We start from the raw sequence: 22,191 nt of genomic DNA, 5'->3' as shown, positions 1-22,191 counted from the left end.
GGTGGCCATTACATCCGCTGGCCCTTCCCCCCTTTCTGGAGCGATCCCTATGAGTACCCACCCCGCGATGAACAACGTGACCGGCGACGCACCCGCAACCGAGACAACGGCAAGCGGACAGCGGGACAACATGGCGTGGCTGCTGCGGCAGTTCGCCTCCGACACGACGGGCGTCACGCACGCCGTCCTGCTCTCGCGGGACGGACTGCGGCTGCTGGACAGCGAGGTCGACAAGGACTGGGCGGACGAACTGTCGGCCGCCATCAGCGGAGTGGCCTCACTCGCGGCGAACATCACCGGTCCCACCCACAAGAAGAGGCCGGCGAGGCAGGTCGTCATCGAGCGAGACGACTGTCTGATCTTCGTCCAGAGTTCCGGTCGCAGCGCGGCCTTCGAGGGCCATCCCGGCAACGAACGGGGCGTGGTGGACACGGTCCTCGCGGTGATCGCGACCATGGACGCCGATGCCGGCACCGTCGGGTTCGAGATGGGGCGCCTGGTGCAGAAGTTCGCCCCCTACATGCAGATCCCCGTCCGCGTCGGCACGGGTGATGAGGTCCGGTGACCGCACACGGGAGCGCGGCCGAGGATTCGACGTTCGTGCGGACCTACACCCTGACGCGCGGTCGCACCCGGCCACGGCATCTGCTCGGCCTGGACACGGTGCTGGATGCCGGACCCGGGCGGCCCGGCCCGGGCCAGGCCGAAGAATGCGCAGAGATCCTCGCCCTGTGCCGGGAGCACCGGCGTTCGGTGACCGAGCTGGCGGGCCGACTCGGCCGTCCCGTAACCGCCGTCAAGATCCTTATCTCCGACCTCCTGGACGCCGACGCACTGGTCGTCCCCGTCACCGCCTATGCCGCGTCCGACGCGCATGCACGTCCCTCTGCACAACTGCTGGCGGCCCTATCTGCGGGCCTGAAGAGGAAGTGGCCCGATGCCATCGCCTACCCCCAGGCCGGGTGACCCGGCCGTGGTGCTGCGGCCGTCGTCGCGCCCGCGTACCGGTGCACCGACCGTGCTGAAGGTCGTGATCGCTGGCGGTTTCGGCGCGGGCAAGACCACCGCCGTGGGTGCCGTCAGTGAGATCACGCCGCTGAGCACGGAGGAGTACCTGACCGAGGCGAGCGCGGACGTGGACAGCCTGGCGGGCGTCGAGGCCAAGCAGACCACCACGGTCGCCTTCGACTTCGGTCGCCTCAACCTGCCCGACGCGCCCGTGCCCCTGGAATTGTTCCTGTTCGGCACGCCCGGCCAGGACCGGTTCGTCGACCTCTGGTACGACCTCTGTCGCGGAGCCGTCGGCGCAGTCGTCCTGGTCGACACCCGCCGCCTGGAAAGCAGCTTCACCCCCGTCGGCTTCTTCGAGGACATCGGCCTGCCCTTCGTCGTCGCGGTGAACCAGTTCGACGGAGCACATCGATACCGCCCCGATGAGGTCCGCACCGCCCTCGAACTGCCCGCCTCTGTGCCGGTGGTCACCTGCGACGCCCGCGATCCGAACCACGTCGCTGGCGTCCTGCTGACCCTCGTTGGCCACGCCTTGAAGAGCGCATCGGCAAGCCCCGCTCGCCCCGCATCCACTACCACCTTTCAGGACGCCTGATGTCGTATCAGCCCAACGACCCCTACCGCGCGCGGCAGACCGCCCCCCTCACGCAGTCGCTGCCGCGACGTACCATGCGGGACGTCACCCATGGGCCATCCCTCCCCGCCGGCGCCGCCGTCCCCGTCCCGCAGGCCCAGCAGGCGACCGAGCTGGCGCAGCGGTACGAGCTGCTGGATCGCCTAGGCGTGCCCACCGCTGCCAGCGAGGACTTCGACGAACTGGCCCGCGACATGGCCACACGAGCCGGGTTCCTGTACGGCTTCGTCAACCTCTTCCTGGAGGAGCAGACCTTCGTCGGGCTGCACCAGCCGCCCGCGGACAGCGGGTACGTCATCGTCGGCCGCACCATGAGCCGCGACCACGGCTGGTGCCCGGAGGTCATGGCCCGCAAGAAGGCCCTTCCGCTGCACGACGTGCACGCCAGCCCGCGCTTCAGCGGCAACCCCGTGGTCGACGCGGTCGGGATCCGCTCCTACTTCGGTGCCCCGCTCATCCACGACAGCGGCACCGTGCTGGGCACGGTGTGCGTCATCGACCCCGAGAAGCGGCCCCTGAGCGAGGCCCGACGGCTGAGAGACATCGTCATCAACGCCGGCGTCCGGGTGATGGACCACATCGCCCGCGCGCCCGTCCGCTAGTCCGTTGCACGACCCCCCACCCGGGAGCCGCAGGCGATCCCCGGCCGCTCCACCGTGCGACCTTCATCCAGGGAGAGGGAGAGGACCATGCCCGCCACACCCACCACGCCGCCGCCGGCGCTGCGCCCCTATTTCAACGCCCGCCACGAACTGCTGTGGGACGAGGCGGACGCCTTCGCGGCCGAGCACATCGCGCCGCGCGCCGCACGCATGGAGGCCGCCCCCGGCAGGGTGGAGCGCAAGGTCGCCGACCTGATGGCCGCACGACGGTGGTTCGCCGTCACCGTCCCGTCCTCCTTCGGCGGGCTGGACGCCGGACACGTGGCCAAGACAATCCTCGTCCACCGCATTGCCCGCGTCTCGGCAGCTGCGGCGGCCATCCTCCAGGCCACGCTGATCCCCGTCGGCGCCCTGCTGCACTTCGCCACCTACGAGCAGAAGGGCCGCTGGCTGCCCCGCCTAGCGGACGGTTCACTGCTCTTGTCGATCGCCGTGACCGAACCGCGAGCCGGCGGACACATCGGCGGCATCGAGACCACCGCCGAGCACGTCGGCAACCAATGGGTGATCACCGGCAGCAAGATCCACATCGGGAATAGCCACCTCGCGGGAGCCCACCTCGTGGTCGCCCGGACCGCCAAGGCAGGCGTGAGCACCTCCCAGGCGCTGACCGCGTTCATGGTCGAATCCAAGCGCCGAGGGCTCTCAGTCGCCGACCACCGTCCCGGCCTCGGCCTGCACGGCTTCTCCGCCGGCCGCCTCGACCTCGATCACGTCCGCGTCCCTGAGGAAAACGTGGTCGGAGAGATCGGCCAGGGGCTGGGCGTAGCGCAGAGCAGCAGCATCCTGTACGGCCGTCCCAACCTGACCGCAGTCAGCCTGGGAATACACGAGGCAGTCGTGGCCACCTCAACCGCTTACCTCAAGACGCGCTCCCGCTACCGGGGCGCCCTCTCCGATCTGCCGGTTCTGCGGGACCGCATCGGTGACATGGAGGCCCGCCTGCGCGCCGGGCGAATCCTTGCCTATCAGTCCGTGCACCTCCTCGACCAGGGCCTGCCCTGCGACACCGACCTGATCAACGCCAAGTACCTCGGCCACCAGTGGGCGATGCAGTCAACCCAGGATGCCATGGAGCTGCACGGCGCCCAGGCCCTCAACGGCGACTACATCCTCCAGCGCCTGTGGCGCGACATCCAGTTCACCTACCCACCGGCCGGAACCGGCGAAGTCCAGCGCATACGCCTCGCCGACGCCGCCTTCGACGAGGCCCACATCCAGTGGTCAGAACGTCTCGCCGCCGAAGCGGCGTGGGCCCGCCCCGACCCGACAGCCGCATGAGCCCCCGTGTGCGGCGCCCCGTGAATCCAGACCGCCGCGCACGGGCCCGTGTCGCCGGCCCCCGTCCCCCGCGGGGTCCGGCGACACCCCACCCGATGTCCCTCAACCCAGCCGCGAAAGAGACACCCGTGACCCCGCGCATGACGACCAGCGCACCGATCACCCCCCTGACCCCGACCCAGCAGCGCGTCGCCCAGCACCTCGTGGACGGCCTCAGCCCTCAAGAGATCGCCACGAGGACCGGGCTGTCGGCCGTGACCGTCCGCCAGTACGTACGCGACATCCGGGAGAGCCTCCACTGCCCGCCCCGCTGCAAGCCCCCGGTGATCGTGCACTTCCTGTGCAACGCCCGGCAGGTCGCTCCGCCCACAACGGACAGGCCAATGCCGGAACTCAGTCCAGAGCAGCAACTGTTGCTGCGGGCGGTCGCTGAGCACAGCAATCCCAGCGACATTGCTGCCATAGCCAAGATCGCGCCCGCCGACGTGCGAGCCGCACATGACGAACTGCTCGACAAGGCCGGGGCGGCCAACACCACCCAACTTGTCGTCTGGGCCCACGCGTGGGGCCTGCTGGGCGCCAGGCGGGCCACCACGATCGAGAGCGGAGCGAGCCAGTGAATGCCTCACCCGCTTCTGCGGCCATCGAGTCCTCCCCCGCGCCTCGAAGCCAGTGCGCGACAGGGTTACCGGCCGTGTACGAGATGCGGTCGTTGCGCACTGACGCCGAACGGGACGAGGCCGCGGCCCTCGTCCAGGACCGTCAGCGCTGGCTCGCCATGCGCGGCGTGCTTACACCCGCCCGGTCCGATATCCCGGCCCTGTTCCGCGCCCCGCAGGTGAAGCCGGCTGGACTATTCGAGGACGGGCTGCTGCTGGCCTGCATGATCCCGCAACGCGGGCCCGACCTCGGATGGGGCGAAGGCCCGTGCCTCTTCCTGGACTGCGTCCACACCCTGCCCGGTCACTCCGATGACACCGTCCGGCTGATCACTCTGTGGGCCTCCGACTTCGCCGCCCGGCTCGAGGTACCGCTTGTGCGGGCCGAGGCCATGGCCCGCCATCCTCTCGACGTCGATCCGATCGCCACATTCCTTCGTCGGCTCACCGACATGGGCTGGGACGTCCGTGGATCGGGCACCGGACAGCACCATGAGCGAGTCGCGCGCCTCGAACTCACCGCCGAGCTTCGGCCTGGGCTGAGCGCGCTCATCGGCTGCCAGGTCCACGAGCCGCAGTCCGCCGCCGACCAGCGGAGTATCGCGTGAGGACCGCGGAACCGCTGCGGCCGGACCTCGCCCGCGAACTCATCGCCCGCGCCGCACAGTCGGCAGCACGCCGGGCCAGACGCGTACGCAACCAGCTCGACGCCGTCCACCTCGGGCAGGACCGTCACGCTGAGCACGCCGACACCAAAGTGCTGCGCCGCATCCTGGCCGAACATGACTGGCCCGGCCACCGTCTCGTGGGCCCCGACGCAGCACGTGCCGCCTGGAGCATCGCTCTTCACGCCGACGACGAACCCGACTTCCAGCGGGCGGCCACCACCCTTTTGAAACGTGCGGTCCAGGACGGCGATGCGCGCATCCAGCACTGGGCCCACCTTCACGACCGCGCCCTGGTCAACAGCGGGCGACCCCAACAGTTCGGGACGCAACTCGTCCTCAGCGCAGCAGGGGTGGAGCTGTGCCCACTGCGTGCGCCGCAGTTGCTGGACCAGCGAAGGGCCGCCGTCGGACTGCCGCCGATCGCCGTCGCTTTGGACACTGTGCGCCGCCGGTACGCCCTGGATCGCATTGACGGCGGCTCACCGGCCTTCGTGCTAGCGGGGGTCGCATGACGCAGCGAGCCCCGCAGGCTTCCACAGACCCGCCCCTCGCCCCAGATCACTTTGCGTGAAAGGACCGTTAAGCATGAAGCTCACCACCGCAGTCCTCGCTGCCGGCGCCGCGGTTTCCCTCGCCACCGTCGTGGTCGGAGCCGCCCGGCTGAGGCAGGACGCGCGGCACCAGGCCGAACGAAATGAGGCGACCGTCGCGCGCAACCAACTCGACTGGCTGACGCAGATGTCCGCCAACCCTGACCTCGCCAAGCTCTGGACGCCCGAGGACCTGGACGTCGAGGAGTACATGCAGCTGCTGAAGGCCAACCAGCTCATCTGCATGCTCAGTCTGCGCGACCGCCTCGGCTTCGTCCGGGACGGGCGTCTGCCGTTCTACGCCTCGAAGCTGATGGAGAGGGACGTCTGCCGGCGGTACTGGGCCCGTTTCGGGGCCTCCGCGCTCAGGAGGCCGAGGGCGACGAGCGCGCCGAGCACTTCACCAAGGTGCTGGACAAGGCCGCGAAGAACCACGTGGGGGCGCAGCCCGTAGCCGCCTGAAGAGGCGGCTGCCCCACCCCGCCCGAATCAGCCACACCCTCACCTCTCGGAGAAATCGAATGGGCTTCACTGCTGTTCCACTACCGCCCGGCAATTTCACCATCGGTAAGAAGTTCGCCTTCGAGGCTGGCCATCGGCTTCCCCGGCTGCCGCATGAGCACAAGTGCTCCCGCCAGCACGGGCACAGCTACGAGGTTGAGGTCATCCTCACTGCATCCGCGCTGGAGGATTCCGGCTTTGTCACGGACTTCGGTGCGCTCGCCCCGTTCAAGTCTTTCCTGGACACCGAGCTCGACCACCACAACCTGCACGAGATCCTGCCCTTCGAGCCCACCTCGGAGCGCCTGGCCCAGTTCCTGGCCGGCTGGTTCGTTCAAAACCTCCAGTCGGAGATCCCCGGCCGCCTTGTCGCCGTCCTAGTCCGCGAGACCGCAAGCAGCTGGGCCCGCTTCGATGTGGTGGGCCAATGACCACAACCAAGCCGCTCAACCTCGAACTGGAAGCTGCCGAAGGCGAATCCCTGATCGTCGCGGAGTGCTTCGGTACCGAGGTGCCGACGTTTCAGGGCGAGGGCCCAAGCTGCGGACACCCGGCCCTGTTCATCCGCCTGTCCCGGTGCAACCTCACTTGCACGAGATGCGACACGAAGTACACCTGGGACTGGTCTCGTTTCGACCCGCACGAGGAGTCGACGAGGCAATCCGTCGCGGGCCTGGTGGCCTGGGCCACGTCTTCACCGGTCGAGCTGGTCGTGATCACCGGCGGCGAGCCGTTGATCCAGCAGGCGCGACTGGTGCCTCTCGTCCGGGGACTGATAGCAGCCGGCAAGCGGATCGAGTTCGAGACGAACGGCACCATCGCGCCCACTCCCGAGCTGGTGGCCAACGGGGTCCGGTTCAACGTCTCGCCCAAGCTTGCCAGCTTCGGCGTGAAGGAGACCAAGAGCATCGTGCCAGCCGCGCTGGAGGCGTTTGTGGCCTCCGGGCGGGCGGCGTTCAAGTTCGTCGCTTCCACGGTGGACGACCTCGACCGGATCGCCGAGCTGGCCGACGCCCACCGGCTCGCGCCGGTGTGGGTGATGCCGGAGGGCACCACTCCCGAGGTGATCACCGCGACTACCCGGGTCCTCGCGGACGGGGTCGCGGCCCGGCACTGGCACTTCACCACCCGCCTTCACGTGTTGGCCTTCGCGGACGCCCGAGGCCGCTGACCGCACGCGACTCCACGCCCCATCCGTTCCCCAGTCCCCGGAAACGAGAGACGCCCATGACGACCTCTATCGCCAGCCCTGCGGCGGCGCCGACGGCTGCCGTCGCCGGGCCCGCTGCGGTCATCGACACCGGCCGGGTCGCCGGCCTGATCCACCAGCTCTTGGTCGAGCTGGGCGAGGACCCCGCCCGCGAGGGGCTGACCGGCACCCCGGACCGCGTCGCGGCCTGGTGGAGAGCCTTCCTGTCCCCGGACGGCGCCGAAACGGCCACCTGCTTCACCGAGTCCCAGCTGGGTGGTCAGCTGGTCATCGTGGGCGGAATGAGCGTGTGGTCGCTCTGCGAGCACCACATGCTGCCCATGAACTTGCAGGTCACGGCTGGATACGTGCCGGATGGCGAGGTGGTGGGCCTGTCGAAGTTCGGGCGGATCGCCCAGCACTTCGCCGGCCGACTGCAGGTCCAGGAACGCTTCACCCGCCAGGTCGCCGAATACCTCAACGGCGTGATCGGACACGAGAACATCGCCGTCGCCGTGCGCGGCGTGCACCTGTGCATGAGCATGCGGGGCGTACGGATGGAGGAGGCTCGCACCACCACGGTGCACTCGGGCGGGCGCTTCGGCACCGACCCCGTCCTTTCCCAGCAGTTCCTCACCCTCACCACCGGCCTGTGGGGGGCGTCGTGATCACCACCGCGGGCATCGACTTCTCCGTCATCGCTCCGCCTGCCTACCTGAAGAACTTCGTCGCCCAGGAGCCGGCCCGCGTCCACCACGTGGCCGCCCAGCACGTGCTGTCCGACGAGAGCTACCGGGCCTTCTTCGCTCACGAGGCCGAGCGCGGCGCCGAGATCATCATCGACAACGGGCTCTTCGACCTCGGCTACGCCCTGCCGGCGGAAAGCCTCGTCGACGCCGCACTGGCGGTGTCCGCGAGGGAGATCATCCTGCCGGACGTCATGCGGGACGGGACCGCGACCTTGAAGGCGAGCGAGAAGGCCGCGCGAGAGATCCGGGAGCTGTCCGGTGATGCATTCCGGCTGTGCGCGGTGCTGCACGCCGCTGACGACGACGAGTGGCTGCGCACCTACGACGCCTTCGTGACCAGCGGCTGGGCCGGGGCCATCGCCCTGCCGGCCTCGCGTCGACCGGATCCCGACGAGCAACTGTGCCGCACCCGCTGGTTGGCGACCGCCTACCTGCAGGATCGCGGCCTGGTCGACGATCTGCTCATCTACCGGCTGCTCGGTCTGGGCCGGACCGGGCACCTGGAGCTGATCGAGCAGCGCGAGCACGAGTGGATCTCCTCCGTGGACGGCGCGGCCCCGGTCATCCTCGGCGCGATGGGCGTCGCCCTGCTGCCCGAAGGGCCGTACGAGAAGCCCTCCACGCCCCGCATCGAGAAGCTCGGCCCGATCCCCGAAGACCGGTTCGACCTCATACGGAAGAACATCTCCGTCGTTCGCGCGGCGGCCGGCAGCACCGTGACGATCGCCGAGGAGCACCGATGACGCCCTTACTCGCCGACCCGACCCCCGGACTCCTGCGCGCCGCCCCGATCGAGCCGGCCGGGCACACCATGACCCACGCGAGGCTGCTGCGCTACCTGGAGATCAAGGTCCACCACCTCATCCAGGACCAGGACTGGGACAGCATCCGCGTCATCGGCGGCTACGACCGCACGGCGGTGATCTCCCGGTACGAGAAGACCGGGAAGCTGTTCAACATCGAACGGCCCACCGCAGAGATCCACGGCCGTGACCTCATCGTCAAGGCGTTCCCCGGAGCCGACTACGTCCAGCACTACGCCCTGATCATCGCCACGTATCTGGCCATGACCGGCCGCCCCGGCGGCACCGTCACCTATCAGCCGCCCGAGCAGGAGGAGTGCCGAACGGCGCTCGACGCGCTCGACCTGGAACTGGACGGCGACCTGGTGATCGTCGGCTGGGGCCTTCAGTACCTCGCTCCCGAGAACGGAGTGTGGACCCGCGGACCCGGCTACGCCTGGCAGCGCCTCGACGTCGCCGGCCGTCGCGTGGTCTACCTCGGGTTCCTCCACAGCATCTGGGGAGACGTGGCCGGACGGGTCGTCACGCGCCTTGCCGAACTCGGCGCAGGCGACGTCGTCTACGTCGGCAAGGTCGGCTCGCTGACCCCCGGCGTCGAACCGAACGCCTGGCTGGCGACCGGCAACACCAGCCTGGTACGCGGGGCGATGGTGAGCTGGGACGACTTCTTCGGCGACTACGCCGCCGCCCACGATGGGGTGCGCAGCGGCCTGCACGTGTCCTCCCCGTCGATCCTGCTGGAGAACCGCGACTGGCTGGCCCAGCACACCGCCTCGTACACCTTCGTCGACCCGGAGATCGGCCCCATGGGGGCGGCGGCGCGCCAGGCGGGGATCAGATTCGGTTACCTCCACGTCATTTCCAACAACCTCGCCACGCACTATCCCGCCGACCTGTCCAATGAGCGTCACAGCGACGTCCTGCGCCAGCGCGCCGTCCTGGTGGACCGCATCCGCACCATCATCACCAGCCGCCTGACCGCCAGCCCGACCCACCCCCTGGGAGAATCCCGATGACGGCGAACGCGCCGACCACTACCGCAGCCGGGAAGCTGATCACCTTCGTCGGTGGTGACGGGGCCGGCAAGTCCACCCTCGCCGCCCGCCTACACCAGGCCCTCAACGACGCCGGCCACACGGCAGTCCTCATCGGCAAGCACAGCACCGACGCCCGCCGGGACCCGGAGCTGTCCGCCTACCTCGACCGCCTCAACGAGCTGGTCTACCGGCGCGACGTCGGCGTCGCCCAGGCATGCGGCGACCACTACTGGCTGCTTGCCCTGGCCTCCTGGTACACCCTGCAGGACCGGCTCGTCATCCAGCCGGCCCTCGCCGCGGGAACCCACGTGATCCTCGACAACGCGCACCACAAGATCCTCGCTCGGTACGCGGTCAACCCCGAGGTCTCCCCCCGCCTGTGCGAGCAGGTCTTCGCGCATCTCACAAAGCCGGACCTGGTGTTCTTCCTGAACATCGGTGCCCGCGAGGCTCTCGTCCGCAAGGGCTCGTTCACTTCCCTGGAGGCCGGCCACGCCGGCGGCGGTGACGAGGACTTCATCCGCTACCAGGACACCGTCCTGGACCAGATGCGCGAACAGGCGGAGCGCGGCGCCTGGCTGACGCTGGACGTCGCCCAGTTGGACCGCGAGCAGGTCTTCAAGGCCGCCGCCGCTGCCCTGGCCGACCGTCTGCGCCTGACCGTCTAAACCGGCCCTCCCTCCCCGATCGACAAGGAACGCACCATGGACCAGGCCCTGCCCGCCAGCGGGACATACGTCTGTCACGGCATCACCTGGGCGAGCGCAGACCCCCGTCTTCTACTCGCCCCCGTGACCGGCGGACCACTCGTCTACGCCCCGGTCATGGGCAGGCGCCTGAGTTACCAGGTGAGCGGTACCGGCCGGTGGTGCACCGGCCGGTACCGGTTCGCCGACCGCGTCCGCGTCGAGGCGGTCGCCTGCCCTGACCGGGCCCCGGCCGAGGCCGGCGGACAGTGCCCGGCCTGCGCCGGGCGGGACGACTTCCGCTTCGCCCACCGGTTCCACTCCGGCGGGCATGTTCCCGACGCCCTGGCGGCGTACATGGCCCAGCCGCACTGGCTGTACCTGGCGACGTTCGCCGACGGCACCACCAAGATCGGCACCGCGGCCGAACCCCGTAAGCGCTCCCGCCTCGACGAACAGGGTGCCCTGATCGCTACCTACCTCGCCCGGAGTGCTGACGGCCGCGCCGTGCGGTTCCTGGAGGATGCCCTCACCCGCCACCTCGGCCTGACGCAGACCGTGCGGGCCGCGGCCAAGCTGACGGCCCTGGCCGAGCTGCGCGACCTCGCCCCGGCCGGTGCCGCCCACCATCAGCACCTCGACCGCGCCACCGCGGCCCTGAGCGGCCTGAACGTCCCGGCCACACCGGAGCCGTGGACGCCGCCCGGCGAAGGCGAACTGCTGCGGACGCCGAAGACCGGGCGCGCCTTGTACCCGCACGACCCACGCTCCGGTGAGCACGGGCTGACGGTGCTCTCCTGCCTCGGCTCCCAGGTCCTCGCCACCCTCGACGGCGACGGTGAACAACTGCCCTACCTGCTCGACCTCGGCACCCTCAAGGGCCGGCGCATCGTCCTCGGCGCACAGTTCTCCTCACCGCCCGCCGCCGTACAGTCCGCGCTCTTTTGACCCAGCCCGAACACCCGGCCTGCACTGCCGGGCCGCTCTGAGAAGCGAGGCCACAGCAACATGGCACCCCAGGACGCCATCCTCGGCTGGGACGAGGACAGCAACGCCGAGGCGTACGACGCCTTCACCCGCGCCCACCCCATGTACGACGCGACCAGCCGCGACCTTGCCCGCCGAGGCCATCTGGCCAACGCCAGCCTGGTGGTCGACCTGTGCGGCGGCGCCGGCGCGACCGCCCGCGCGATCCTCGACCTGATCCCGGCCCGCGCTCGGGTCGTCTCCGTCGACAACGCCGCCGCAATGCAGCGTGTCGGTCGCCGCACCCTGACCGACGCCCGCCTGACCTGGATCACCTCCCCGGCCGAACGGCTCGCCGACCACCTGCACGCCAGCAGCGCCGACGCCGTAGTGTGCAACTCCGCGATCTGGAAGACCGACACCGCCGCAGTGTTCGCAGCCGTCGCCCACATCCTGCGCCCAGGCGGGCACTTCGTCTTCAACATCGGCGGCGGCTTCGCCGGCGTCCGGCACCCCGACGAACTGTCAACCCGCACCGGGCCTTCCCTAAACGCCCTCATCCGCCAAGTCGCCGCTGAGACCCACGGATACACCCCACCGCCGCGCGACGCGGACAGGCCACCGAAGCTGCCGCTGAAAACAGTCACCGAGCAGCTGACCGCAGCCGGACTGACGGTCGTCGGCACAGAGCTCACCGCCCAGCACAGCACCATGGCCGAGAAGAAGGCGTGGCTATCCATCCCCGTCTTCGCGCGGCCCGAAGGCGACTTCACCCACGCCCAGCGGATGCAGATTCTCGACACCGCCTACGCCATGACCACCCCCGATGCCCCGGCCGTGACGAGCTGGCTCGTCGTCGTCGCCCAACGGCCAAAGGCCGCCGCATGACTCCGGCCGCCCCGGCTCCTGGCGGCGGGGCCCGCCTCTGTGACCACGCAAGCGTCGGGGTACTGATCTCCTCCCCGAGCGGCCTGCTGGTGTTCGAGCGGGCGACTCCTCCGACCGGAATCGCCCCGGTCGCCGGCCACGTCGACGAGCATGGCGGCCCCGAGCAGGCCGCCCGCGACGAAGTCACCGAAGAGGTCGGTCTCACCGTCACCCACCTGCACCTGCTGCTGGACCAGTGGCGCCCCAACCACTGCCACCGCACGCCCAACGGTCCGGTCGGCCACCACTGGTGGATCTTCCAGGCCGAGGTTTCCGGGTCGCTGTGCCCCTCGCCCCGGGAGGTCCGCGCCCCTCGGTGGATCCACCCAGCCCAGCTGCAGCAGCACGCGCTGCGGACCGCCGCGCACGCCAACGGATGCCTGGACCGTGAGGAGTTCGAACGCGAACCCGGCCTGGAGCCGGTGTGGTGCCGCTTCCTGCACGACCTTGAGCTCGTCACCCTGCCCTCGGCCGACCTCGACCGGATCGAGGCCCTCCTGTGAACGGCGGCCAGGGACCTACCTCAGCAGGAGCCGACCGCCCGGCCGGCTGCCAGACGGCGAGCGTGCGCACGGATCCGCTCGCGGTCCTCGGGGAAGACACTGTCCCAGCCTGTGTCCAGGCGGAACCATGCCGCCGGCTGGTTCTGCTCCCCGGCGAGCGGCACGTCGCGTCCCACGATCGCGGCGTAGGACAGGCCCAGGGTCGGAGACCAGTCGGCCCGGTAGGAACGCACCGCCACGGCCGCGGGCTCGGGCAGCAACTCGGTGCGCAGGCCGGTCTCCTCCAGCAGCTCTCGTGCCGCCGCCGCACGCGGCGCCTCGCCCGGCTCCACCTTGCCGCCCGGCGGCACCCATCCGCGCACGCGGTGCTTGACCAGCAGGACGTGCTCGAAAGCAGGGTCGGTGACCCACACCTCGGCCGCCAGCGGCTCCATGGGATGCCGGCGGGCTTCCTCCAGCCAGGCCCGTGCACCGTCGAACTCCCATGCGGCGAGGCGGGCATCCGCAACAGCCTCGCCCAAGATCATCTGACCAACTTCACCATGACTCACCCGCCCCACCCTAGGCCGACGAACCGGCCGGACGTCGCAGCGACGAGCAGGCAGCCATACGGGGAGGTCCGGCCGACCCGGTGGCCCCTTCGGGCTGCAGGGCGATCACCCGTGGCACCCGCTTCACACGAAGGAGACCAGCGTGCACGATGAGCAGCCCTCGTACCGGGGAGCCTGGGTCGTCCTCGGCGGCGTCCACCTCCTCAACCGCACCGCGCCACGGCGACCAGACGAGCCGATCGTGCTCGTACGGGTGCCACCGCAGGAGGTATGCCGGCCGGCCACCACCGTGATCGTCCGCTGGAACGCGCTGGGGCCCTGCCCGGCCGAAGCGCTGCAGCCCGGCGGCACCCGGCTCGGGGCGGCCAGGATCGACGGCGGCGAACTGTTCCCCGACGCCATCGCCGGCCCCGCCCTGCGCGGCCTGGTCGGTACCGAGGCCGCCCCCGGCCTGGTGCCGCTGTGCTACCTGGCCGAACACCCCGGCGGCGGCTACCACGCGTACGCTCAGATCCGCTTCCACCCCGAGGACGCCTGCTTCGTCCGCACCACCCGGGAACCAGTCGGCCACGGCCCGGTCGAGGAACTGCGCTGGTTCGACCCCGTGCTGACGGCGCACGCAGAGTCGAGTACGGCGCTCAACAACCATCTGCGGTACTTCCGCAAGCACTTCTCCGGCACTGAGCTGGAGATCAAGTACACCCTCGACCCGGCACCGGACATCTGGTCCGCGTCCATGGAACTGCTCAAGGCACTTCGCGACGGCAAGCTGGAAGGCTGCCGTCCGGAGTACCGGGAAGAGTTCCAGATCCACCACACCGAGAACCATCTGTTCGACGTCACCGGCCCCGAGCCCGAGATCGGCTACGCCTCCTTCATCCCCACCGTCACCGCCGGGCACGTGCTCAAGCGAAAGTGGTTCACCGAGGACGCCTTCGCCCGCCGCGAGGAACTCACCCCTGGCCTCGACATCACCCCCGACCGCTTCGAGACGTTCCTGCGCGAAGACCTGAACCTCCAGGTCCGGGCCATGCCGCCCTTCCAGCGCGTCCGCTACGACATCCAGTGCGAGTCGCTGCGCACCGGACACGTCTACGGCATCTTCCTCGACCGCTGCGCCCTCCTGGCGGCCCCCGACGTGGTGCTCTCCCAGTGCGAGCTGGAGTACCTCCGCTCACGCAGCATCCTCGACCACCACCAGGAAGAGATCCTCATCGAGATGAAGCGGATCGACAGCTGGCTCTGCGAGTACCTCGCCAGTCACGGTTGGGCGGCCGAGCACACCTTCTACTCCAAGCGCAGCTTCCTTCGCGACGCCATCGCCCTCCGCCCGGACCTCGCCACGCCATGACTGACCAAGCATCCCCCGGCAATGAGCAGCAGGAGTTCTGCGGGCTAATCCACCACCACGACTCCGACGGTGGCCTGGACCGGATCACCGCCGTGTTCGTGGCGCAGTCCTGGACGGGTGAGCCGTACAACACCGAGCCACACAAGCACGAAGGGCCCTTCTGGGTGCCGATGGAACGACCGTCGCCGGACTGTCACCCCTACACCGCCACCATCTTCCACATGCTCACCCACGGCCCGTCCTACCGGGCCATCAACTGGCCTGCAGGAGGCGCCCCGTGAAGAGATTCTTCGGCCCGGTCACGATGGCCGATCCGCAGGTCTCCGACGCCGAACACGAGCTGTTCGGCGGCCCCCTGCGACCCACGGCCCCGACCCAGGAGCATGACGTGAACCCGCGCACCCTCGACCACACCGACACCCTCGAACTGTCCGTAACCGGCGACGGTCCGTTCAACGCCTTGCACACCTTCTGGAAGCCGTCCCACTACGCCACCGGTCTGAAAGCCCACACCGAGTCCTGCAGCTGGCGTACCTTCCGAGTCGGCGACCTCGTGGTCGGAGTCCGGCTGCGTGCCGAGGACCGCACCGTGATCGCCGACATCTACACCGACGGTGACTTCAAGCCCGCCGACTGCGAGGAGCTGACGCGCCGGCTCATCTCTTCGTACGGGTTGGACGAAGACCAGGCGGCGTTCGCGGAACTCGCGTCCCGAGTGCCCGCAATGCGCCAGGCACTCGCAGCCCTGGGCGGGATGCGGCAGTCGTGCCCTGAGGACCACTTCGAGATCGCCGTGATCGCCCTGCTGCTGCAGAACGTCACCATCCGCCGCACCGCCCAGATGACCCGCAACCTGCTGATCCACTACGGCCGTCTCGTCCACTTCGACGGGATCACGCTGCGGGCCTGGTTCACCCCCAACGAGATCGCCCACGTCCCGCCGGAGACGCTAAAGGAACGGGACCGTCTGGGCTTTCGCGCCAAAAGCCTTCCGCACTACGCGGCCTACTTCCGCGACCACAGCACCGAGGACCTCAAGGCCGCCGGAAGCCTGATGGAGGCCGTTCAGGAAATCAAAGGAGTGGGCCCCTACACCGCCGCGGTAATTACCTCCCACGCTTCCCGCGACCCTGCCGTCTTCGGCATCGACGTGTGGAACCGCAAGATCCTTGCGCGCCGCCTCCTCGACGCTGACGACGCCGCGCCGGAGACCGTAATGACCCGCCTCAACGAACTGTTCCCCGGCTACGCCGGCACCGCCGGCCTCTACCTCGTCGAGCACGACTACCTGGCCAAGCCTGTCGCCCCGCTCCTGGGTTCCGGCCCCGACGCCCTCGCCGCCTGGAACGCGGCCCTGGAGCAGACAGGAACCTGACCGACCCCAGGTCGAGAGCAGCGGACGCCACTGCCGCCGCTGCTCCTCGTTGCCATGCCCGCACCGCGCCCGACGGGATCCCCGCAATACCTCGAAGGGGTGATCCGAGCTGTTCGAGCGATGCAGGCGCACCTCGCGACAAGGCCCGCTTGGCCACGGCCACCGAATAGAACATCCGTCCACGATCTGCCCCGGATCTGCCCGTGACAGACCCGTCCGGGGGCCGTTGTTAGAGCACCAGTACCCCTCGTGCGTCCATCTGGAGGACTCCGTGAATCCTGTGCCCGTCCCCGTGAATCCTGCCGCCGTATTCGAACGTCCCGTGCCGGCTGGCTCGTGCTCCGCACGATCCGGGCGGCAGGTTGACGCCGCCGCCCAGCGCGCGGCACGACCGGATACGGGGTGGGCGGCATGAGTGAGCCCACCGATGCATCCCCCGACAACATCCCGGGGCCGCGCACCGCCCCGCTGGAGTCCACACCCTCTTCGTTGCCTCCCGAACCGACGGCCGGGACCGAGGCGCCCTCTGCAGCCGAGCCGGAGAAGCCATCGGAAACGGCCGCCAACGAGCCGCAGATGCGGTATGTCGATCTGACGGGCAGCCGTGAAGCGGCCGGCCGTTCGATCAGGATGCGCGATATGGCCCGGCGGCTGCCGCAGCTGGTGCGCCGGTCACTGGCTCTAGCGTGGCGGGTCGACCGCCGGGCAACCATCGGTCTCCTGCTGTGCCAGGCCGTCACCGGCGTGATGCAAGCCCTCGGCCTGGTCGCCATCAGCGGCACCCTCACCGCCTTGCTGACCAGCGGAGACGTCTACCAGCGGCTCCTTCAGGCGTGGCCGTCCGTGACCCTCCTGGCCGGCACCGCCGGCGTACGCGCCCTTCTGGGGATCACCGTCTCCTGGCTGTCCTCCCGGTTGGGCCCACTGATGTCGCGCGAGGCCGAGCAGATGCTGCTCACCGGCTGCGCCGAGGTGGAGCTGTGCGCCTATGACGAGCCCGACTTCAACCACGACCGCGAAGCCGCCGACCGCGGGGCGCAGGTCACCGGGGACCTGATCGACGAGGGGCAGGACCTGATCGCCTCGTCGGCCTCCTTCGTCGCCGGAGCGATCGTGCTGGCCGGCGTGCACTGGGTCCTTCTCCCCCTTCTGGTCGCGGCCAGCCTGCCACAGGCCCTGGCCCAGGTCAGCGCCGCGCGTGTGCGATACCTGGCGAATCTGCGCAGCAACGGCGACCTGCGGATGCTGTCGATCCTGCGCTGGCACATCTACACCAAGGAGGCCGCCGACCAGATCCGTGCCGGCACCATGGCCGCCTTCCTCTCCGGCCGGTACCGGCAGACGGTCGCCCGGATCAACCGCGAGGACCGCGCCGCCGCCGACAAGGGGGCCCGCATGTCCCTGATCGGCGCGCTGTGCGGCGGCGTGGGGTCGGCGGTCGTATGGGCGGCGGTCGTGTGGCTGCTGGCCACCGGCCGCATCAGCGTCGGACACGCCGGGACGGCTGTTTTCGCCTTGCAGACGGTGGGCCAGTCGGTCCGCGGTTTGGTCTCGGTGGGGGCGCGCGCCGTGCGCACGGGGCTGTACATGGACGACTGGAGCGGCTTCCTGGACAAGGCCGGAGGGTTCCGCATGCGCCGGGGCGCGCATCGTCCGGGGCCGCCGAAGAAGATCGAGATCAAGTCGGTCACGCACCGGTACGCGGGCAAGAAGCAAGACGCTCTGTCCGAGGTGTCGCTCACCTTGCGCCAGGGCGAGGTCACCGCCCTGGTCGGCTTCAACGGCTCGGGCAAGTCGACGCTGTCGAAATTGATCAGTGGCTTGTACCTGCCCACCGAAGGGCAGGTGCTGTGGGACGGCGTACCCACCGGCGACGCCGAGCCGCAGGCGCTGTGGCAGCAGGTGGCCCTGGTACCCCAGACCTACGCGCGGTGGCCTTTGACAGTGCGGGAGAACATCACCCTCGGGCAGCCCACGGCGCGTGGCGACGCGGCGGTACGCGAGGCGTGTGAGGCCGCCGGCGCCGACGAGGTCGTCGACAAGCTCGGCGCCGGCCTGGACACCCTTCTCGCCCGCGAGTGGCTCAACGGCGAGGAACTGAGCGGGGGCCAGTGGCAGCGCATCGCTCTCGGCCGGGCGTTCTTCCGCCAGGCCGGGCTTTTGGTCCTTGACGAGCCGACCGCGAACCTCGATCCGCTCGCCGAGTACCGGATTTTCCAGCGGCTACGGGGCCTTGCCCGGGACCGGGTGGTACTGCTGGTGACCCACCGCATCACCAGCGTCGCCGTAGCCGACCGGATCGTCGTCCTCGACGAGGGCAGGGTCGTACAGGAGGGCACCTACGAACAGCTGGCCGAGCAACCGGGTCTGTTCCGGCAACTGCTGTCGTGCCAGGTCTCCTCGGATGCCAGGGACGATGACGGACAGCGGCAGGCACCCGCATGAACACACGGCCGCAGAAGAGCATCGTGCTCACAGACCTGTCCGCCGCCGCGAGCACACGGCACACTGCCATGCTTGCCCGCCCGGATGCCGATGTGTCAACCGGCCCACGACCATGTGACGCCTCCCTTCGTGTGCGGCGGAAGATGCTTCTCCTCCACGGCTGTGTCCGGGGCGGTGACCTGGGCGTGGACACCGCGGTGCCGGGGACGCCCGGGCACCACGATCACGCAGTCACGGTCGCGCCGGGCGTGCGTCCGAGGGAAGCCGAGGGGGTACGTCATGTCCTGCCCGTGTGACTCCGTCACATCGGCCGGGCGGACGTCTCTGTGGCAACACCGGGACTTCCGTCGGTATCTGACCGGCCAGACCGCCAGTGTGGCCGGCAGCTCGATCAGCTCGATGGCTCTGCCCGTGCTGGCCGTTCTCGTACTGGATGCCAGCCCTACCCAGGTTGCCTGGATCACGTTCATGGGCCAACTCCCGCCCGCGCTCTTGGCGTTGCCTGCCGGAGCGCTGGCCGACCGGCACTCCAAGCGGAAGCAGATGATCAACGGAGATCTGGTCAGCGCCGCCGCGCTGGCCAGCGTGCCCGCAGCAGCGGCGCTGGACAGGCTGTCCCTGACCCAGCTCATGGTGGTCGCCGCGGTGCAGGGCGCGGCAGGCGTGCTGCACGACGCCGCCGCGATCAGCCTTCTGCCCAGCCTGGTCGACCGGTCCCTGATCCAACGGAGCAACAGCCGTATCGGCGCCCTGTTCGCCGTCGCCGCCACCGCCGGCAGCAACCTCGGCGCCACCCTGACCGCGCTCCTCGGACCGGCCCGGGCACTGCTCGGTGACGTCGGCTCCTACCTCGTCAGCGCCTGGTGCACCGCCCGCATCCAGACACGCGAGACCACCCGGGCGCGAGCAGGAAGCCGCCGTCTGCACACGGAGATCGGTGAGGGCCTGAGGTACGTACGCCGCGACCACCGGCTGCGCACACTGACCCTGGTCAACGCGACCACCTCGGCCGCCCTGGCACTCCTCAACACCCTGTGGGCCCTGTACCTGCTCAAGTCCCTTTCGATGAGCCCGACCGCCTTCGGCGTGGTCCTGGGCCTGGCAGCCCTCGGCGCGGCGGCAGGAGCACTTGCCGCCCCGGTGCTCGCCCGACGGTACGGGCCCGGGCCGATGATGCTCGTCGCGCTCGCGCTCGCCCCGCTCACCCAGATCCCGCTGCTGCTCGCCTCCCCGGCCCTGGCCTGGCAGATCGGCATCGGCGCCGCCCTGTTTCTCCAGCTGGCCTGTGCCGCGGCGGCGGGAACCACCCAGCGCTCCATTCGTCAGGTCGTCACCGCCGATGACATGCAGGCCCGCATGCAGGCCGCCAGTACCTGGCTCACCTCAAGTGCCCGGCCGGTGGCCGCCCTGGTCGCGGGCGGCCTCGGGACGCGGATCGGCGTACGGCCCACCCTGGTCGTCGGTACCTGCCTGCTCCTCGTCCCCCTCGTGGTCCTCTACCGCTCCCCACTGCGCGGCCTCCGCCAGATGCCCGGAGACCGAGACCAGGCTGTCCCCTCCCGTCCAGGAGATCCACTCGTGCAACCATCCGTCCCCTCCCCATCCCCTTCACCCCTCGCCGCCCCCGCCCCCGCCCCCGCTGGCAAGGGACAGCGCAATCCCGCGGCGGGCGGAGGTGCTACGGCGTGAGCGCGGAACTGAACGTGATCGGCGGCCACCTGTACCTGGAGCGGGACGGCATGGTGCTGCTCGGGCAGCGACACCCGGACTCGGCGTTCGCGGGTGGCCACTGGCACGCGCTGGCTGGACACGTGGAACGAGAACCGGTCCGGACATGCGTGGTACGGGAGGCGATGGAGGAGGCGGAACTGGTCGTCGCCGAGGATGACCTCACGCTCGTGCATACCGTGCACCTCCTCGACCACGAGGACGCCATCCCTCGCATCCAGCTCTTCTTCCAGGCCGGCCGATGGCAGGGCGAGCCCCGCGGGCTGGAGAAGGACAAGTGCCTGCGGTGGGCCTGGTGGCCCGTCGACAGCCTGCCGGAGCCGATCGTCCCGTACACACGAGCGGCCATCGGGGGAATCCGCGCAGGCCGGCTGTATACCGAGATGGGCTGGAGGCGGCAGAAGTGAGCATCTCGGAGAGGAACGTGCCCCGGCCCAGGCCAGAAACCGCCCAGCGGCCGGATGGCACTTCCAAGCACCGCGCCGGGACCAGGGATGCGTCCGCGCTGCCCAGGCCGAGTACGGCAACGACGGCCGAGGGTTCAGCTGCGCAAGGACGAGCAGAGGGCTCCTCGTCAAGCGCATCCGAACGCCCGAGGACGCGCGAGCCCATGTCCGCTGACCTGCTCGCCGTTACCACTGACGCACGCACCGCGATGGTCGACCGCCTCGTCACCGATGGCGTGCTGACCGATCCGCTGCTGCGCGACGCCATGCTCCAGGTCCGCCGGGAACTGCTCCTCCCCCATGCCTATCTCCGGGAGAGCGGTCCTGGCATCGAGCCGATCCAGTGGCGGCTTCTGGACGGCGCTCATCCCGACGACCAGGCGAAGTGGCTCGACCTCGTCTACAGCGGCGACTCCGTCCTGCTCCAGCGCGATGGCGAGCCGCTGGATGCCCTCGGCCGCGGGCCGGTGACCGGCGGCCACATGACCTCCATGAGCACCTACGCCCCCGCCACCGTCGAGGTGCTGCAGTGCCTCAATCTGGAGCGCGGGCAGCGGTTCCTGGACCTGGGTTCGGGTCCGGGGATCTCTCTCGCGCTCGCCGCTGCCATCACGGGTCCCGGCCTCGCCACCGGTGTCGAACGCGATCAGCACATGAGCGTGTTCGCCCAGCGGAACCTGGACCGGCTCGGGCTGGGAGCGGTGGTCATCGAAGGTGACGCGCTCGGCGGACACGCCGCCGGGGCACCGTACGACCGGATCCATTCCGGTATCGGCGTGCCGTCTCTCCCGCTGGCATGGGTGGAGCAACTCGCCCCCGGCGGAACGCTGCTGACCACGCTCGTGGCCAGGACGCCCAGCTGGCCCGGCCAGATCCGCGCCACCCGCACGCGGAAGGGCAGGCTGCAGGTGGTGCTGACGGGCAGGCCGCGCGGCCACCGGCCCTTGCTCGGTTACGAGTGGCTCACCGCCGTGAACCACCGGCCCCGGGTCAAGGCCGACCCCGGCCGGCCGCGCCCGATCCGGCTCGCGCCGCCCGACGATGACGCCTACGGCTTCTGGATCGCCGCCGCGTACCTGGCACCGGGCTTGGTCAGGGATTTCCAGGCCGACACGATGACCATCGTCGCCCCGGAGGAGGACTCCTGGGCGGTGGCCGGTCCCGGCGACGGCACGGTCCGCTTGCACGGGCCGCGTGATGTGTGGGCCGAACTCGAAGATCTCCACGACGCTTGGGAGCGGGCGGGCCGCCCGGACACGTACCGGGTCGATATTCCGGACGGCGGTGGCCCGCAACGCGTCACCTCCGGTCCCGGCCGGATGGCCCTCACCTGGACGCTGCCGCCGCTCGCCACCGTCCCCCACCAGACGTCTCCATCGGTTGGGAGTTGTCCATGACCCAGCAAACCAAACCCCCTTCTCGGTCCGCC

26 protein-coding genes are annotated in these 22,191 nt (G+C 69.9%); 25 read left to right on the top strand and 1 reads right to left on the bottom strand.

The features are described 5' to 3' along the window. Window positions 1-49: 49 nt before the first annotated feature. The 18 genes from ACQPXS_RS36675 (at window position 50) to ACQPXS_RS36590 (ending at window position 12,866) form a co-directional block, all read left to right on the top strand. On the top strand, window positions 50-565 hold the full coding sequence (locus ACQPXS_RS36675) for a roadblock/LC7 domain-containing protein (protein ID WP_055493701.1): 516 nt from the start codon (window positions 50-52) through the stop codon (window positions 563-565). Next, window positions 562-966, top strand: coding sequence for a DUF742 domain-containing protein (locus ACQPXS_RS36670; RefSeq protein ID WP_006143017.1), 405 nt, complete (start codon window positions 562-564; stop codon window positions 964-966). Before ACQPXS_RS36675 ends, ACQPXS_RS36670 begins: the two co-directional genes overlap by 4 nt. 52 nt (window positions 967-1,018) lie before the next feature. Further along, a complete protein-coding gene (locus tag ACQPXS_RS36665) occupies window positions 1,019-1,606 on the top strand; it encodes a GTP-binding protein (RefSeq protein WP_433453791.1) in 588 nt (195 codons plus the stop codon). After that, complete coding sequence (locus ACQPXS_RS36660; protein ID WP_433453790.1) at window positions 1,606-2,247, top strand: GAF domain-containing protein; 642 nt, start codon at window positions 1,606-1,608, stop codon at window positions 2,245-2,247. Before ACQPXS_RS36665 ends, ACQPXS_RS36660 begins: the two co-directional genes overlap by 1 nt. Before the next feature lie 87 nt (window positions 2,248-2,334). Then, window positions 2,335-3,588 (top strand): acyl-CoA dehydrogenase family protein, encoded by a 1,254-nt coding sequence (locus ACQPXS_RS36655; protein ID WP_433453789.1) that lies wholly within the window; start codon window positions 2,335-2,337, stop codon window positions 3,586-3,588. A 128-nt stretch (window positions 3,589-3,716) separates the two neighbouring features. After that, window positions 3,717-4,208, top strand: coding sequence for a LuxR C-terminal-related transcriptional regulator (locus ACQPXS_RS36650; protein ID WP_433453788.1), 492 nt, complete (start codon window positions 3,717-3,719; stop codon window positions 4,206-4,208). Window positions 4,209-4,282: 74 nt separating this feature from the next. Continuing rightward, the gene (locus ACQPXS_RS36645; RefSeq protein ID WP_433453787.1) at window positions 4,283-4,855 is read left to right on the top strand and encodes a hypothetical protein; all 573 of its coding nucleotides are present in this window, start codon (window positions 4,283-4,285) and stop codon (window positions 4,853-4,855) included. After that, complete coding sequence (locus ACQPXS_RS36640) at window positions 4,852-5,427, top strand: DUF6624 domain-containing protein (protein WP_433453786.1); 576 nt, start codon at window positions 4,852-4,854, stop codon at window positions 5,425-5,427. The genes ACQPXS_RS36645 and ACQPXS_RS36640 overlap by 4 nt, the downstream gene beginning before the upstream one ends. A gap of 73 nt (window positions 5,428-5,500) precedes the next feature. Then, the gene (locus ACQPXS_RS36635; RefSeq protein WP_433453785.1) at window positions 5,501-5,959 is read left to right on the top strand and encodes a DUF6082 family protein; all 459 of its coding nucleotides are present in this window, start codon (window positions 5,501-5,503) and stop codon (window positions 5,957-5,959) included. Window positions 5,960-6,026: 67 nt separating this feature from the next. Continuing rightward, the gene (locus ACQPXS_RS36630) at window positions 6,027-6,437 is read left to right on the top strand and encodes a 6-pyruvoyl trahydropterin synthase family protein (protein ID WP_433453784.1); all 411 of its coding nucleotides are present in this window, start codon (window positions 6,027-6,029) and stop codon (window positions 6,435-6,437) included. Further along, a complete protein-coding gene (locus ACQPXS_RS36625) occupies window positions 6,434-7,177 on the top strand; it encodes a 7-carboxy-7-deazaguanine synthase QueE (RefSeq protein ID WP_433453783.1) in 744 nt (247 codons plus the stop codon). Before ACQPXS_RS36630 ends, ACQPXS_RS36625 begins: the two co-directional genes overlap by 4 nt. Before the next feature lie 56 nt (window positions 7,178-7,233). Continuing rightward, window positions 7,234-7,863 (top strand): GTP cyclohydrolase I, encoded by a 630-nt coding sequence (gene folE / locus ACQPXS_RS36620; protein ID WP_433453782.1) that lies wholly within the window; start codon window positions 7,234-7,236, stop codon window positions 7,861-7,863. Next, window positions 7,860-8,687: a hypothetical protein gene (locus tag ACQPXS_RS36615; RefSeq protein ID WP_433453781.1), complete on the top strand. Its 828-nt coding sequence runs from the start codon at window positions 7,860-7,862 to the stop codon at window positions 8,685-8,687. Before folE ends, ACQPXS_RS36615 begins: the two co-directional genes overlap by 4 nt. After that, window positions 8,684-9,763 (top strand): hypothetical protein, encoded by a 1,080-nt coding sequence (locus ACQPXS_RS36610; RefSeq protein WP_433453780.1) that lies wholly within the window; start codon window positions 8,684-8,686, stop codon window positions 9,761-9,763. Before ACQPXS_RS36615 ends, ACQPXS_RS36610 begins: the two co-directional genes overlap by 4 nt. Then, entirely contained in the window at window positions 9,760-10,452 is a 693-nt protein-coding gene (locus tag ACQPXS_RS36605; RefSeq protein WP_433453779.1) for a dTMP kinase, read from the top strand. The genes ACQPXS_RS36610 and ACQPXS_RS36605 overlap by 4 nt, the downstream gene beginning before the upstream one ends. A 36-nt stretch (window positions 10,453-10,488) precedes the next feature. Next, complete coding sequence (locus ACQPXS_RS36600; protein WP_433453778.1) at window positions 10,489-11,418, top strand: DUF2797 domain-containing protein; 930 nt, start codon at window positions 10,489-10,491, stop codon at window positions 11,416-11,418. 60 nt (window positions 11,419-11,478) lie between these two features. Next, the gene (locus ACQPXS_RS36595) at window positions 11,479-12,324 is read left to right on the top strand and encodes a class I SAM-dependent methyltransferase (RefSeq protein WP_222995839.1); all 846 of its coding nucleotides are present in this window, start codon (window positions 11,479-11,481) and stop codon (window positions 12,322-12,324) included. Further along, entirely contained in the window at window positions 12,321-12,866 is a 546-nt protein-coding gene (locus ACQPXS_RS36590) for an NUDIX hydrolase (protein ID WP_433453777.1), read from the top strand. The genes ACQPXS_RS36595 and ACQPXS_RS36590 overlap by 4 nt, the downstream gene beginning before the upstream one ends. Before the next feature lie 20 nt (window positions 12,867-12,886). Here the strand turns inward: ACQPXS_RS36590 and ACQPXS_RS36585 are convergent, their stop codons facing one another. Then, the gene (locus tag ACQPXS_RS36585) at window positions 12,887-13,393 is read right to left on the bottom strand and encodes an NUDIX domain-containing protein (RefSeq protein WP_176945002.1); all 507 of its coding nucleotides are present in this window, start codon (window positions 13,391-13,393) and stop codon (window positions 12,887-12,889) included. A 166-nt stretch (window positions 13,394-13,559) separates the two neighbouring features. On the opposite strand from ACQPXS_RS36585, the gene ACQPXS_RS36580 reads away from it, so the two are divergent. The 7 genes from ACQPXS_RS36580 (at window position 13,560) to ACQPXS_RS36550 (ending at window position 22,159) form a co-directional block, all read left to right on the top strand. Then, complete coding sequence (locus ACQPXS_RS36580) at window positions 13,560-14,768, top strand: hypothetical protein (RefSeq protein ID WP_433453776.1); 1,209 nt, start codon at window positions 13,560-13,562, stop codon at window positions 14,766-14,768. After that, entirely contained in the window at window positions 14,765-15,049 is a 285-nt protein-coding gene (locus tag ACQPXS_RS36575; RefSeq protein ID WP_433453775.1) for a hypothetical protein, read from the top strand. The genes ACQPXS_RS36580 and ACQPXS_RS36575 overlap by 4 nt, the downstream gene beginning before the upstream one ends. Next, the gene (locus ACQPXS_RS36570; protein WP_433453774.1) at window positions 15,046-16,143 is read left to right on the top strand and encodes a DNA-3-methyladenine glycosylase family protein; all 1,098 of its coding nucleotides are present in this window, start codon (window positions 15,046-15,048) and stop codon (window positions 16,141-16,143) included. Before ACQPXS_RS36575 ends, ACQPXS_RS36570 begins: the two co-directional genes overlap by 4 nt. A 576-nt stretch (window positions 16,144-16,719) precedes the next feature. Further along, a complete protein-coding gene (locus ACQPXS_RS36565) occupies window positions 16,720-18,588 on the top strand; it encodes an ABC transporter ATP-binding protein (protein ID WP_433456121.1) in 1,869 nt (622 codons plus the stop codon). A gap of 279 nt (window positions 18,589-18,867) precedes the next feature. Further along, the gene (locus ACQPXS_RS36560; RefSeq protein WP_433453773.1) at window positions 18,868-20,277 is read left to right on the top strand and encodes an MFS transporter; all 1,410 of its coding nucleotides are present in this window, start codon (window positions 18,868-18,870) and stop codon (window positions 20,275-20,277) included. Beyond that, window positions 20,274-20,723: an NUDIX hydrolase gene (locus tag ACQPXS_RS36555; protein ID WP_433453772.1), complete on the top strand. Its 450-nt coding sequence runs from the start codon at window positions 20,274-20,276 to the stop codon at window positions 20,721-20,723. The genes ACQPXS_RS36560 and ACQPXS_RS36555 overlap by 4 nt, the downstream gene beginning before the upstream one ends. A gap of 203 nt (window positions 20,724-20,926) precedes the next feature. Then, a complete protein-coding gene (locus ACQPXS_RS36550; RefSeq protein WP_433453771.1) occupies window positions 20,927-22,159 on the top strand; it encodes a methyltransferase in 1,233 nt (410 codons plus the stop codon). The last annotated feature ends 32 nt before the right edge of the window (window positions 22,160-22,191 follow it).

Origin of the sequence: Streptomyces sp. CA-142005 (genome assembly GCF_050942335.1) — a bacterium.
Classification (GTDB): Bacteria; Actinomycetota; Actinomycetes; order Streptomycetales; family Streptomycetaceae; genus Streptomyces.
The sequence above is the reverse complement of the archived record's forward strand: the minus strand, read 5'-3'. Positions and strand labels throughout refer to the sequence as shown.

Excerpts from the sequence above, each read along its gene's own strand:
- ACQPXS_RS36630 (WP_433453784.1), top strand. The coding sequence starts at position 6,027 with ATGGGCTTCACTGCTGTTCCACTACCGCCCGGCAATTTCACCATCGGT.
- ACQPXS_RS36600 (WP_433453778.1), top strand. The coding sequence starts at position 10,489 with ATGGACCAGGCCCTGCCCGCCAGCGGGACATACGTCTGTCACGGCATC.
- ACQPXS_RS36605 (WP_433453779.1), top strand. The coding sequence starts at position 9,760 with ATGACGGCGAACGCGCCGACCACTACCGCAGCCGGGAAGCTGATCACC.
- ACQPXS_RS36610 (WP_433453780.1), top strand. The coding sequence starts at position 8,684 with ATGACGCCCTTACTCGCCGACCCGACCCCCGGACTCCTGCGCGCCGCC.
- ACQPXS_RS36590 (WP_433453777.1), top strand. The coding sequence starts at position 12,321 with ATGACTCCGGCCGCCCCGGCTCCTGGCGGCGGGGCCCGCCTCTGTGAC.
- ACQPXS_RS36565 (WP_433456121.1), top strand. The coding sequence starts at position 16,720 with ATGCGGTATGTCGATCTGACGGGCAGCCGTGAAGCGGCCGGCCGTTCG.
- ACQPXS_RS36575 (WP_433453775.1), top strand. The coding sequence starts at position 14,765 with ATGACTGACCAAGCATCCCCCGGCAATGAGCAGCAGGAGTTCTGCGGG.
- ACQPXS_RS36625 (WP_433453783.1), top strand. The coding sequence starts at position 6,434 with ATGACCACAACCAAGCCGCTCAACCTCGAACTGGAAGCTGCCGAAGGC.
- ACQPXS_RS36675 (WP_055493701.1), top strand. The coding sequence starts at position 50 with ATGAGTACCCACCCCGCGATGAACAACGTGACCGGCGACGCACCCGCA.
- folE (WP_433453782.1), top strand. The coding sequence starts at position 7,234 with ATGACGACCTCTATCGCCAGCCCTGCGGCGGCGCCGACGGCTGCCGTC.
- ACQPXS_RS36585 (WP_176945002.1), bottom strand. The coding sequence starts at position 13,393 with ATGATCTTGGGCGAGGCTGTTGCGGATGCCCGCCTCGCCGCATGGGAG.
- ACQPXS_RS36550 (WP_433453771.1), top strand. The coding sequence starts at position 20,927 with ATGTCCGCTGACCTGCTCGCCGTTACCACTGACGCACGCACCGCGATG.
- ACQPXS_RS36655 (WP_433453789.1), top strand. The coding sequence starts at position 2,335 with ATGCCCGCCACACCCACCACGCCGCCGCCGGCGCTGCGCCCCTATTTC.
- ACQPXS_RS36635 (WP_433453785.1), top strand. The coding sequence starts at position 5,501 with ATGAAGCTCACCACCGCAGTCCTCGCTGCCGGCGCCGCGGTTTCCCTC.
- ACQPXS_RS36660 (WP_433453790.1), top strand. The coding sequence starts at position 1,606 with ATGTCGTATCAGCCCAACGACCCCTACCGCGCGCGGCAGACCGCCCCC.
- ACQPXS_RS36595 (WP_222995839.1), top strand. The coding sequence starts at position 11,479 with ATGGCACCCCAGGACGCCATCCTCGGCTGGGACGAGGACAGCAACGCC.
- ACQPXS_RS36560 (WP_433453773.1), top strand. The coding sequence starts at position 18,868 with ATGTCCTGCCCGTGTGACTCCGTCACATCGGCCGGGCGGACGTCTCTG.